Annotated in this window: 12 protein-coding genes; 8 read left to right on the forward strand and 4 right to left on the reverse strand. The window is 62.7% G+C overall.

What is annotated here, in order from left to right; all coding sequences use genetic code 11:
• Both E8E68_RS25560 and E8E68_RS25565 read right to left on the reverse strand, forming a co-directional pair.
• Positions 1-422, reverse strand: a 422-nt coding sequence (locus E8E68_RS25560; protein ID WP_280339046.1) for a transposase, incomplete at its 3' end; no start/stop codon positions are given.
• Between the two features lie 132 nt (positions 423-554).
• Positions 555-1,451 (reverse strand): LysR substrate-binding domain-containing protein, encoded by an 897-nt coding sequence (locus E8E68_RS25565; RefSeq protein WP_280346021.1) that lies wholly within the window; start codon positions 1,449-1,451, stop codon positions 555-557.
• 107 nt (positions 1,452-1,558) lie between these two features.
• Here E8E68_RS25565 and E8E68_RS25570 point away from each other — a divergent pair, with 107 nt between their 5' ends.
• From E8E68_RS25570 to rpoS, 8 genes are all read left to right on the forward strand, one after another.
• The gene (locus E8E68_RS25570; protein WP_110746066.1) at positions 1,559-2,671 is read left to right on the forward strand and encodes an S-(hydroxymethyl)glutathione dehydrogenase/class III alcohol dehydrogenase; all 1,113 of its coding nucleotides are present in this window, start codon (positions 1,559-1,561) and stop codon (positions 2,669-2,671) included.
• Between the two features lie 8 nt (positions 2,672-2,679).
• Positions 2,680-3,534, forward strand: a complete 855-nt coding sequence (gene fghA, locus E8E68_RS25575; protein WP_280346025.1) for an S-formylglutathione hydrolase — start codon at positions 2,680-2,682, stop codon at positions 3,532-3,534.
• A 145-nt stretch (positions 3,535-3,679) separates the two neighbouring features.
• On the forward strand, positions 3,680-4,153 hold the full coding sequence (ispF, locus tag E8E68_RS25580; RefSeq protein WP_110746068.1) for a 2-C-methyl-D-erythritol 2,4-cyclodiphosphate synthase: 474 nt from the start codon (positions 3,680-3,682) through the stop codon (positions 4,151-4,153).
• Positions 4,150-5,208: a tRNA pseudouridine(13) synthase TruD gene (truD, locus tag E8E68_RS25585; protein ID WP_266034688.1), complete on the forward strand. Its 1,059-nt coding sequence runs from the start codon at positions 4,150-4,152 to the stop codon at positions 5,206-5,208. Before ispF ends, truD begins: the two co-directional genes overlap by 4 nt.
• Positions 5,196-5,945 (forward strand): 5'/3'-nucleotidase SurE, encoded by a 750-nt coding sequence (surE, locus tag E8E68_RS25590; protein WP_110746070.1) that lies wholly within the window; start codon positions 5,196-5,198, stop codon positions 5,943-5,945. Before truD ends, surE begins: the two co-directional genes overlap by 13 nt.
• A gap of 35 nt (positions 5,946-5,980) precedes the next feature.
• The gene (locus E8E68_RS25595; RefSeq protein WP_162241111.1) at positions 5,981-6,619 is read left to right on the forward strand and encodes a protein-L-isoaspartate(D-aspartate) O-methyltransferase; all 639 of its coding nucleotides are present in this window, start codon (positions 5,981-5,983) and stop codon (positions 6,617-6,619) included.
• A 222-nt stretch (positions 6,620-6,841) separates the two neighbouring features.
• Positions 6,842-7,699 (forward strand): peptidoglycan DD-metalloendopeptidase family protein, encoded by an 858-nt coding sequence (locus E8E68_RS25600; protein ID WP_110746071.1) that lies wholly within the window; start codon positions 6,842-6,844, stop codon positions 7,697-7,699.
• 108 nt (positions 7,700-7,807) lie between these two features.
• The gene (gene rpoS / locus E8E68_RS25605; RefSeq protein WP_003252351.1) at positions 7,808-8,815 is read left to right on the forward strand and encodes an RNA polymerase sigma factor RpoS; all 1,008 of its coding nucleotides are present in this window, start codon (positions 7,808-7,810) and stop codon (positions 8,813-8,815) included.
• Between the two features lie 535 nt (positions 8,816-9,350).
• Here rpoS and fdxA read toward each other — a convergent pair.
• A complete protein-coding gene (fdxA, locus tag E8E68_RS25610) occupies positions 9,351-9,674 on the reverse strand; it encodes a ferredoxin FdxA (protein WP_003252355.1) in 324 nt (107 codons plus the stop codon).
• Positions 9,675-9,814: 140 nt separating this feature from the next.
• Complete coding sequence (mutS, locus tag E8E68_RS25615; protein WP_110746121.1) at positions 9,815-12,388, reverse strand: DNA mismatch repair protein MutS; 2,574 nt, start codon at positions 12,386-12,388, stop codon at positions 9,815-9,817.
• Between the last annotated feature and the right edge of the window lie 37 nt (positions 12,389-12,425).

A 12,425-nucleotide genomic window follows, 5' to 3' on the forward strand; every position in this document is an offset into this window, starting at 1 on the left:
AGCTGATCTCGAGACTTCTGATCATCATTGGTATCGGTGGGTTTGGCAGGCTTGATCTTCTTCGACACGTCGATTGGCTTTCTTGGCTTGATGGCAATAGAGGGTGCAGGACTGCCACTGTAGTACTGCCGCTGCCAAATGCCTATCTGAGAGGACTGCCCAAGACCAAAGTGGGCAGCGGTCTGGCGCAGCGAAAGCCGATGCTCGTGCATATAGCTAAGCACCTGCTGTTTGAAATCACTGGTATAGCGCCGCCCATGCGAGCCTGGACCAATGCCATTATTGGCCTGATATCTGGCCACCCAGCGTCGAAGCAGGCTGAAATCGATACCTAAGTGTTGAGCCACCTTTCGGAAACCGTTGCTGCCATCCAGGTAGGCTGTGATCGCTGTGAGCTTGAATTGCTCGGTGTACTTACCCATAGATCCCCCAAGGGTTGGATTGGTGTCCAACTTCTTGGGGGCAGTCCAGGATCTTCACCGGGTCTGAAATCTGTTGAGTGACTGTGGGAGCGGGTTTACCCGCGAATGGGCCAGTACAGGCAGCACATCCCTTCACCCGAAACGATATTCCGGCAGCCCCGCCAACCCTTCCTTCAGGTAATCCACCAACCGCCGTACCTTCGGCGACAGGTGTCGCTGCTGCGGGTACAACGCCCATACCGCCGTATTCGGCGGCTGGTGCGCTTCGAGTAAAGACACCAGCGCGCCACTGTTCAGGTGTTCCAATACGTAGTAATCCGGCAACTGGCACAACCCTATCCCTTGCAGCGCCGCATCCAGCACTGCCTGGCCACTGTTGCAGCGCCAGTTGCCCTGTATCCGCTGGCTGATTTCGCGGCCGTCCTGCTGCAGCGCCCATAAGTCCGAACTGCCCACCAGGCAATTGTGACGCGCCAGCTCCGACAGGCTATGCGGCCGGCCATATCGCTCCAGATAGGCCGGCGAGGCGCACAGATACATGCGCCGTGGCGCCAGGCGGGTGGCTACCAGGCGAGAATCGGCCAGCCGGCCCAGGCGGATCGCCAGGTCCATGCCTTCATGCAGCAGGTCGAGGGTGTGGTTACTCAATTCCACGTCCACCCGTAACTGCGGATACAACGCCATGAACCGCGTCACCAACGGCACGATGAAACGTTCGCCATAGGCCACAGCGCAGGTCATGCGCAGCAAGCCCTTCGGCTCGCTGGCCAGATCGCCCATGGCACGCAGGGCTTCCTCGCGGCCATCCTGCAGGCGCTGGCAATGCTGCAAGAAGGTCTGCCCGGCTTCACTCAGCGTCACCCGGCGGGTACTGCGATACAGCAGACGGGTCTGCAAGCGCTCCTCCAGCCGGGCGATCTGCCGACTGATGTGCGACGAGGACACCCCCAGGCGCTCGGCGGCGGCGGTGAACTGGCCCGACTCGGCCACGGCGACGAATTCGTCGATCCCTTCCCAGCGGCTGCTCATGGATTATCCCTGTATGGCAATAATGTTTTGTCTTTGGCCTGATTATTCATTAAAAGGCGCTGAATTACACTGCAAGACTGAATCGACCCTCTGTCTGGAGACCTTTGATGATCAAGTCCCGTGCTGCCGTAGCCTTCGAAGCCAAGAAACCCCTGGAAATCGTCGAAGTCGACGTGGCCATGCCCAAGGCCGGCGAGGTGCTGCTGCGCGTGGTCGCCAGCGGTGTCTGCCACACTGACGCCTACACCTTGTCCGGCGCCGACCCGGAAGGCATCTTCCCATCGATCCTCGGCCACGAAGGTGGGGCTATCGTCGAAGCGGTAGGCGAGGGAGTGACGTCGGTGGCCGTGGGGGATCACGTGATCCCGCTGTACACGCCGGAATGCGGCAAGTGCAAGTTCTGCCTCTCGGGCAAGACCAACCTGTGCCAGGCCATTCGCGCCACCCAGGGCAAGGGCCTGATGCCGGACGGCACCACGCGCTTCTCGTACAAGGGCCAGCAGCTGTTCCACTACATGGGCACCTCGACGTTCTCCGAGTACACCGTGCTGCCGGAAATTTCCGTGGCCAAGATCCAGAAGGAAGCCCCCCTGGAGAAGGTCTGCCTACTGGGCTGCGGCGTCACCACCGGTATCGGTGCAGTGCTCAACACCGCCAAGGTCAAGCCGGGTGACACCGTGGCCATCTTCGGCCTCGGCGGCATCGGCCTGTCGGCCGTGATCGGTGCAGTGAAGGCCAAGGCGTCGCGGATCATCGCCATCGACATCAACCCGGCCAAGTTCGAGATCGCCCGCCAGCTGGGCGCCACCGACTGCATCAACCCGAAAGAGTACGACCGCCCGATCCAGGAAGTGATCGTCGACCTCACCGACGGTGGCGTGGACTTCTCCTTCGAGTGCATCGGCAACGTACAACTGATGCGCGCCGCCCTGGAATGCTGCCACAAAGGCTGGGGTGAGTCGGTCATCATCGGCGTGGCCGGTGCCGGCCAGGAAATCGCCACCCGCCCGTTCCAGTTGGTGACCGGTCGGGTATGGCGTGGTTCGGCGTTCGGCGGCGTGCGTGGGCGCAGCGAGCTGCCAAGCTACGTGGAAATGTCCGAAAAGGGCGAGATTCCGCTGGACACCTTCATCACCCACACCATGGGCCTGGAGGACATCAACAAGGCCTTCGACCTGATGCACGAAGGCAAGAGCATCCGCAGCGTGATCCACTTCTGAGGTGTGCCATGAGCCTGGATAATATCTCCTGCCAAAAGAGCTTCGGCGGCTGGCACAAGCGTTACCGGCATCACTCCAAGGTGCTGGGTTGTGACATGGTGTTCGCTGTGTACCTGCCGCCGCAGGCCGAGCAGGGTGAAAAGCTGCCGGTACTGTACTGGCTCAGCGGCCTCACCTGCACCGACGAGAACTTCATGCAGAAGGCCGGCGCCCAGCGTCTGGCCGCCGAGCTGGGGCTGATCATCGTTGCCCCCGACACCAGCCCGCGTGGCGAGCAGGTGCCGGGCGATCCGGACGGCGCCTGGGACTTCGGCCTGGGCGCTGGCTTCTACCTCAACGCCACCCAGCAACCCTGGGCGCAGCACTACCGCATGCACGACTATGTGGTGGAAGAACTGCCGGCGCTGATCGAGGCACACTTCCCAGCGTCGGCCGAGCGCAGCATCAGCGGCCACTCCATGGGCGGGCATGGCGCGCTGGTGTGCGCCTTGCGCAACCCGGGGCGCTACCGCTCGGTCTCGGCGTTCTCACCCATCAGCAACCCGATGGATTGCCCGTGGGGCGAGAAGGCGTTCGGTCGCTACCTGGGCGACGACCGTGCGCGCTGGCGCGAGTGGGATGCCAGCGTGCTGCTGGCCGAGACGCCTGCTGGCGAGTGCCCACCGTTGCTGGTAGATCAGGGCGACCGCGATGACTTCCTCGAGAAGCAGCTCAAGCCCGAAGTGCTGGAGCAGGCGGCACGCAAGGGCGGCCATGAACTGACCCTGCGCCTGCAGCCTGGCTATGACCACAGTTACTACTTCATCGCCAGCTTCATCGAAGACCACCTGCGCCATCATGCGGTGGCGCTGGGGCGGGTGTAAGCCGTAGCATTTTCAGCGTTTGTGATACCGAGCGCCGCCCGCGCGGCGCTCGATCTGGCGCCGCCAATACAGCGTCAATCACCTCACGCCCCAATGCCTCAAAAGCAGGTAGAATCACGCCCTGACTCATTCAGGGCGTTTTTCTATGCGTATTGGCCATGGCTACGATGTGCACCGTTTCTGCGACGGTGATTTCATTACCTTGGGCGGGGTGCGTATCCCGCACAAATTCGGCCTGCTGGCCCACTCCGACGGTGACGTGCTGCTGCACGCCCTGAGCGATGCCCTGCTTGGCGCGGCCGCGCTGGGCGACATCGGCAAGCATTTCCCTGACACCGACCCGCAGTTCAAAGGTGCCGACAGCCGCGTCCTGCTGCGTCACGTGGTCGCTATCGTCAAGGCCAAGGGCTGGCAAGTCGGCAATGTCGACGCCACCATCGTCGCCCAGGCACCGAAAATGGCCCCGCACATCGAAACCATGCGCCAGTTGATCGCCGAAGACCTGCAGGTCGAGCTGGACCAGGTCAATGTCAAGGCCACCACCACCGAGAAACTGGGCTTCTGTGGCCGCGAGGAGGGTATTGCCGTGCATTCGGTCGCCCTGCTGCTGCCAGCATGACCGAACTGGAACTGCTGGGCCCGCGCGCATCGGGCCAATCGCTGGGCACTGCGGTACTCAAGGCAGTGGCCGAAGATTTCCAGGTCGACGAAGTGCTGGATATCCCGCTGTCGGGGCAGGGCGAGCACCTGTGGTTGTGGGTCGAGAAGCGTGACCTGAACACCGAGGAAGCCGCCCGCCGCCTGGCCCGTGCCGCTGGCGTGCCGGTGCGCAGCATCAGCTACGCCGGGCTCAAGGACCGCCAGGCGCTGACCCGCCAATGGTTCAGCCTGCACCTGCCGGGCAAAGCCGACCCTGACCTGTCCCGTGCCGAGGATGCCAGCCTGCGCGTGCTCAAGCAGGTGCGCCACCAGCGCAAGCTGCAACGGGGCGCGCACTCTGCCAACGGTTTCACCTTGCGTCTGACGGCCTTGAGCGCCGATCACCAAGCCGTGGATGCGCGTCTGCAACAGCTCAAGCAGCAAGGTGTGCCCAACTATTTCGGCACCCAGCGCTTCGGCCACGGCGGCGGCAATGTTCACGATGCCCTCGACTGGGCCGGGCGCAAGGCATTGCCCGAGCAGCGCAATGTACGCTCGCGGCTGCTGTCGGCCGGGCGCAGCTACCTGTTCAACCAACTGCTGGCGGCACGTGTCGCCGAAGGTAGCTGGAATCGGGCTCAGGTCGGCGACCTGCTGGCATTCACCGACAGCCGTAGCTTCTTCCCGGCAGGTGAGGCGGAGTGTGCCGACCCGCGCCTGGCGATTCTCGACCTGCACCCGACCGGCCCGATGTGGGGCGAGGGCGCTTCACCTGCCGGCGCTACCACCGCCGCGCTGGAAAATGCCGTCGGCGCACGCCAGCCGGCACTTTGCCAGTGGCTGGCCCAGGCGGGCATGGATCACGAACGACGCATTCTGCGGCTCCCTATTGGCGGCCTGACGTGGCATTATCCCGAGCCTGATATCCTGCAACTGGAATTCGTCCTGCCGGCCGGATGCTTCGCCACCGTGGTGGTGCGTGAAGTCGTGGATCTGGTGTCGGCAGGGCAGACGGACAGCCCATGCGTATTCTGATTTCGAACGACGACGGTGTTACCGCACCCGGCCTCGCCGCGCTGCATGCTGCGCTGGCGGATTACGCCGAGTGCGCGGTGATCGCCCCGGAGCAAGACAAGAGCGGCGCCAGCAGTTCGCTGACGCTGGACCGGCCACTGCACCCGCAGACTCTGGCCAATGGCTTCATCAGCCTCAACGGGACGCCGACTGATTGCGTGCACCTGGGGCTGAATGGCTTGTTGCCGCACACGCCGGATATGGTCGTGTCGGGGATCAACCTGGGTGCCAACCTGGGCGACGACGTGTTGTATTCCGGCACGGTTGCCGCGGCGCTGGAAGGCCGCTTCCTCGGCGGCACCTCGCTGGCCTTCTCGTTGTTGTCGCGCCTGCCGGACAACCTGCCGACGGCGGCCCATATCGCCCGTCGCCTGGTCGAGGCGCAGTCGCGCTTGGCCCTGCCGCCCCGTACCGTACTCAACGTCAATATTCCCAACCTGCCACTGGAGCACATCCGCGGCATACAGCTCACCCGCCTCGGTCACCGGGCGCGTGCTGCGGCGCCGACCAAAGTGGTCAACCCGCGCGGCAAGGAAGGCTACTGGATCGCCGTGGCCGGGGATGCCGAGGACGGCGGCCCGGGCACCGACTTCCACGCCGTGATGCAGGGCTACGTATCGATCACCCCGCTGCAACTCGACCGCACCTTCAATGATGCCTTCGAGCAGCTCGACGGTTGGCTGGAGGGCCTGCTCTGATGCGCGAGGACGATATGCTGCGGCGCGGCATCGGCATGACTTCCCAGCGGACCCGGGAGCGGTTGATCCAGCGCCTGTGCGAAGAGGGCGTGTCGAACACCAAGGTGCTCGACGTGATCCGCCGTACCCCGCGCCACCTGTTCGTCGACGAAGCCCTGGCGCATCGCGCCTACGAAGACACCGCGCTGCCGATCGGCCACAACCAGACTATCTCGCAACCGTTCATGGTTGCCCACATGAGCGAGCTGCTGCTCGAGGCCGGGCCGCTGGACAAGGTGCTGGAGATCGGCACCGGTTCCGGCTACCAGACGGCGATCCTGGCCCAACTGGTCGAGCGGGTATTCTCGGTGGAGCGCATCAAGGTGCTGCAGGACCGGGCCAAGGAACGCCTGGTGGAATTGAACCTGCGCAACGTGGTGTTCCGTTGGGGCGACGGTTGCGAAGGCTGGCCGGCGCTGGCGCCTTACAACGGCATCATCGTCACCGCCGTTGCGCCGGAGGTGCCGCAGGCACTGCTCGACCAGTTGGCACCCGGTGGCCGCCTGGTCATTCCCGTGGGGCCGGCTGGCGAAACGCAGCAACTGATGCTGATCGTGCGCGAGGAGCATGGGTTCTCTCGCCGCGTGTTGGGCGCCGTGCGTTTCGTACCGCTGCTCAATGGTCCGCTGGCCTGAGGTGTGCCGGCATGAGTCTCGCGGTATTTTTGCGCGGTCGGCGAATTCCTGCAGTTTCGTCCTGTCTATCTGGCGGGGTGAAGCGCTGGCGCATCGCGTGGAGCGGGGCTTTGCAATAGCCTTTCCCACCGGCCTGCCAACACTGGCTGGCTTGGTTATAATTGCAACAATATTGCATTTCTTGTCTTCATATCGTTTTTCGGCACCATGAGGGGAGCGCGGGTGGGTCACACAGTCATTCGGCAGCGCAAGGACGGGTCAGGTTTCAAGCTTCTGGTGATTGCATTGGCCATGGGCACGCTACTGGTGGGTTGCTCAAGCACCAGCAGCACCAGCGCGCGGGTGGTCGACCGCAACAACAGTGCGCCCAAGCGCCCGGCGGTGACTTCCGGGCAGTACATCGTCAAGCCTGGCGACACCCTCTTCTCCATCGCCTTCCGTTATGGCTGGGACTACAAGGAGCTGGCCGCACGCAACGGCATCGCCGCGCCCTATACCATTCGCCCGGGCCAGGCGATTCGTTTCAGCAGCGGTTCCGGCAGTAGCACCACGGTGGTGTCCAGCCCATCGTCGTCAAGCCGCACCACGGTCACGCGGCGGCCTGTGGGCGGCACTGTCACGGCGCCTGCCAACCCCAGCAAACCGGCCACGTCGGCGCCGTCCACCACTGCCCCGGTAGTCGCTACCGTACCCGCTGCAGAGCGCGCGGTAGGTGGTTGGACCTGGCCCGCCAACGGTGTGCTGATTGGAAAATTCGCTTCAAACGGTAGTTTGAATAAAGGCATTGATATCGCCGGTGATTTGGGACAGCCTGTTTTTGCTGCGTCTGATGGTGCGGTGGTTTACGCCGGGAGTGGTTTAAGGGGCTACGGCGAGCTGATCATCATCAAACACAGCGATACCTACGTCAGTGCCTACGGCCATAACCGCAGGCTGTTGGTTCGGGAGGGGCAGCAGGTCAAGGCAGGGCAGTCGATTGCTGAAATGGGGTCCACGGGCACTGATCGGGTGAAGCTGCATTTCGAGATTCGCCGCCAGGGCAAACCCGTCGATCCGCTCCAGTTCCTGCCACGTCGTTGACCGTTGTACCCGGCCTGTTCCTGCGATGTAGAGGGGACAGGCTCAAGCGCTGCCAGGGATAAAGGTGCCGCTCGAGTCTGAGTTCGAACTCAGCAAAGGACTATAACAATGGCTCTCAGTAAAGAAGTGCCGGAGTTTGACATCGACGATGACGTCCTCCTGATGGAGACGGGTATCGTTTTGGAAACGGATGTGGTGTCAGACGAACCTGCTGTATCTTCGGTTCGGACGAGGGCCAAATCAGGCTCTTCGCTCAAGCAACACAAGTACATCGATTACAGCCGGGCGCTTGATGCCACCCAGTTGTACCTCAACGAGATTGGTTTCTCGCCACTGCTTTCACCGGAAGAGGAAGTGCACTTCGCACGGCTGTCGCAAAAAGGCGACCCGGCCGGCCGCAAGCGCATGATCGAAAGCAACCTGCGCCTGGTTGTGAAAATTGCCCGTCGTTACGTGAACCGTGGCCTGTCGCTGCTCGACCTGATCGAGGAGGGCAACCTGGGGCTGATCCGTGCGGTCGAGAAGTTCGACCCGGAGCGCGGTTTCCGTTTCTCGACCTATGCGACCTGGTGGATTCGCCAGACCATCGAACGGGCGATCATGAACCAGACCCGTACCATTCGCCTGCCAATCCACGTGGTGAAGGAACTGAACGTCTACCTGCGCGCCGCGCGCGAGCTGACGCAGAAACTCGACCACGAGCCGTCGCCGGAAGAAATCGCCACCTTGCTGGAAAAGCCGGTCGCCGAGGTCAAGCGCATGCTCGGCCTGAACGAGCGGGTGTCTTCGGTAGACGTGTCGCTTGGCCCGGATTCGGACAAGACCCTGCTCGATACCCTGACCGACGACCGCCCGACCGATCCGTGCGAGCTGCTGCAGGATGACGACCTGTCGCAGAGCATTGATCAGTGGCTGGGTGAGTTGACCGACAAGCAGCGCGAAGTGGTCGTACGCCGCTTTGGCCTGCGCGGGCATGAAAGCAGCACCCTCGAGGATGTTGGGCTGGAGATCGGCCTTACCCGTGAACGCGTGCGGCAAATCCAGGTGGAAGGCCTCAAGCGCTTGCGCGAGATCCTTGAAAAGAACGGCCTGTCCAGCGAGTCATTGTTCCAGTAGCTAGCGCTGCAACAAAAAACGCCCCGATGTCCTCGGGGCGTTTTTGTTTGTGGCGTAAAGCGAGTTTCCCTTTGAGATAGCCGCGGCGCGTAGCGCCCAGAGTCAGCCAGGCAAGACACATATCAAATGTGTACCGCGCTACCTCAGTAACACCGCGTGTAAGCCTTTGCTTACTCGTTGTGTAAGCTTTCCATGCAACCTGCAGTAAATCAATGTCGTTTCCAAAGGCTGAATTTTCACAACCCTTTGAAAAGCATGGTTTATTCACCGGTGAGTAAATGTGTCCGCGGAAATACCTTGCAAGCTCCATCCCTTGCTCGCTCGGGTGAACCCGCTAGTATTCGAACTGTGCACACGGACATGCACAGGCCTTCAGGACGAAGGCCAGGGACATCGCACGAAGCGATTTCATCAGGATGATGTTTGGGACAAGCAGGGACTACGGAAAAAAATGTGGGCGGGTCAAACCGCCCCTTTTTTTGCCCGCAGAAAAACAAAAAAGGCCCCGAAGGGCCTTTTTCGCGTCTGGGCGCTATCAGCGCTCCAGGTCGGCAATCTTGCCAGGCTTGCCATCCCACTCTTCAGCGTCCGGGAGGGCGTCCTTACGCTCGGTGATGTTAGGCCAGATCTCCGCCAGCTCGGCGTTCAGCTCGATGAAGTTTTCCATGCCCGAAGGCACTTCGTCTTCCGAGAAGATGGCTTGCGCTGGGCACTCCGGCTCGCACAGTGCGCAATCGATGCACTCGTCCGGGTGGATGACCAGGAAGTTCGGGCCTTCGTAGAAGCAGTCCACCGGACAGACTTCCACGCAGTCGGTGTATTTGCATTTGATGCAGTTGTCGGTGACGACGAAGGTCATTTCTAATTCTCTCCTCAGGCGACGGCGGCGGCCCTTCCTCTCAGGGCCGCGCGGTTTACGGGTATGTGGCTGCAGGCCAGGCTAATAACCTGCAGCACCAGCAAACCGCGGCGGATTCTACCAGCTTGTAATGGGCGCCGTTATAACAGGTTCTTTAGTTGATATAGCATTTCGATAGCTTGACGCGGGGTCATGTCGTCCAGTTGCAGCTTACCCAGCTTCTCGATGGCCGGATGAGGCAGGCTGGCGAACAAGTCGCTCTGGTGCGGCACTTGCGGCGCGTCCTTGGCCTTGTGGGCCGCAGGCTGCTCATGGGGCAGGCTGGTGGTTTCCAGCCGGCCAAGGTGTTCGCGGGCACGCTGGATCACTGCCGTCGGCACGCCGGCCAACTGTGCAACGGCCAGGCCGTAGCTTTGGCTGGCAGGGCCGGGTAGCACATGGTGCAGGAACACGATGCGTTCATTGTGCTCGGTGGCGTTCAGGTGCACGTTGGCCACCAGCGGCTCGCTCTCCGGTAGCACGGTGAGCTCGAAGTAGTGGGTGGCGAACAGCGTATAGGCACGTAGCTGGGCCAGGCGCTCGGCGGCGGCCCAGGCCAGCGACAGGCCGTCGAAGGTGCTGGTGCCGCGGCCCACTTCGTCCATCAGCACCAGGCTGCGGTCGGTGGCGTTGTGCAGGATGTTGGCGGTTTCGCTCATCTCGACCATGAAGGTCGAGCGGCCGCCGGCCAGGTCGTCGCTGGAGCCGATGCGGGTGAAGATGCGGTCGACCAGCGACAGCTCGCAGCTGGCTGCGGGCACGAAACTGCCGATATGGGCCAGAAGCACGATAAGTGCTGTCTGGCGCATGTAGGTCGATTTACCGCCCATGTTAGGGCCGGTGATGATCAGCATGCGCGTGCTGTTGTCCAGGCCCAGGTCGTTGGCCACGAACGGCGTGGTCAGTACCTGTTCCACCACCGGGTGGCGGCCCTGCTCGATGCGCAGGCAAGGCTCGTCGACGAAGCGCGGGCAGTTCAGGTCGAGGTTCAGCGCGCGCTCGGCCAGGTTGCTGAGCACATCCAGTTCGGCCAGGGCGGCGGCGCTGTCCTGCAGCGGCGCCAGGTGGCTGATCAGGGTTTCCAGCAGCGCGTCGTAGAGCATCTTTTCGCGGGCCAGGGCGCGGCTTTTGGCCGACAATGCCTTGTCCTCGAACGCCTTCAGCTCGGGGGTGATGAAGCGCTCGGCGCCTTTGAGGGTCTGGCGGCGGATGTAGTCGCCTGGCGCCTGCTCGGCCTGCTTGGTCGGCAACTCGATGAAGTAGCCGTGCACGCGGTTGTAGCCGACCTTGAGGTTGGCCAGGCCGGTACGGGCTTTTTCCCGGGCTTCCAGGTCGATCAGGAACTGGCCGGCGTTCTCGCTGATCGCCAGCAGGTCGTCCAGTTCGTTGTCGTAACCGGCCTTGAGCACGCCGCCATCGCGGATCACCGCTGGCGGGTTGTCGATGATCGCCCGCTCCAGCAGACTGGCCAGCTCCGGGTAGGTGCCGGTGATGGCGGCCAGGCGCGCCAGGTGCGGCGCCTCCAGCTCGGTCATGGCGTTTTGCAGCTCGGGCAACGCGCCCAGCGCATCGCGCAGGCGCGCCAGGTCACGGGGGCGGGCATTGCGCAGGCCGATGCGGGCGAGGATGCGCTCGATGTCGCCGATTTCCTTCAACTGCGGCTGCAGCTTTTCGAAGCGATAGCCGTCGAGCATGCAGCGGATCGAGTCCTGGCGCGCCTGCAGCACCTTGAGGTCGCGCAGCGGGCGGTTCAGCCAGCGGCTCAGCAGGCGGCTGGCCATGGCGGTCTGGCAACGGTCCACTACCGATTGCAGGGTGTTGTCACGCCCGCCGGCCAGGTTGACGTCCAGTTCCAGGTTGCGCCGGCTGGCGCCATCGAGGATGACCGTGTCGTCGAGGCGCTCGTGGCGCAAGCTGCGCAGGTGCGGCAGGGCGGTGCGCTGGGTTTCTTTGGCATAGGTCAGCAGGCAGCCCGCAGCGCCAATGGCCAGGGTCAGCTTGTCGCAGCCAAAGCCTTTCAGGTCCTTGGTTGCGAACTGCTGGCACAGGGCCTTGCGCGCAGAGTCGCGGTCGAAGTCCCACGGTGCACGGCGGCGGGCGCCCGGGCGCTTTTCGGCCGGCAGGTCGCGTGGCCAGTCATCGGGGATCAGCAACTCGACCGGGTTCAGGCGTTCGAGTTCGGCCAGCAGGTTTTCCCAGCCCTTGATCTCCTGCACGCTGAAGTTGCCACTGGTGATATCCAGCACCGCCAGGCCGAACAGGCGCTCGTCACCCAGCAGCGCGGCAATCAGGTTGTCGCGGCGTTCGTCGAGCAGGGCTTCGTCACTGACGGTGCCGGGGGTGATGATGCGCACCACCTGGCGCTCCACCGGGCCCTTGCTGGTCGCCGGGTCACCAATTTGCTCGCAGATGACCACCGACTCGCCGAGCTTGACCAGCTTGGCCAGGTAACCCTCCAGCGAGTGGAACGGAATACCGCACATGGGGATGGACTGGCCAGCCGATTGGCCGCGCGCAGTCAGCGTGATATCCAGCAGTTTTGCGGCTTTTTTCGCATCTTCGTAGAAGATTTCGTAGAAGTCGCCCATGCGATAGAACATCAGCTGGTCCGGGTGCTGGTGCTTCAGCTTCCAGTACTGCTGCATCATCGGGGTGTGTGCGGAGAGGTCAGAGATTGCTTTATTCATCAATGGCTTAGAAAGTAGGTCTCAA

The organism is Pseudomonas sp. BN607 (genome assembly GCF_029871175.1).
Taxonomy (GTDB): Bacteria; Pseudomonadota; Gammaproteobacteria; order Pseudomonadales; family Pseudomonadaceae; genus Aquipseudomonas.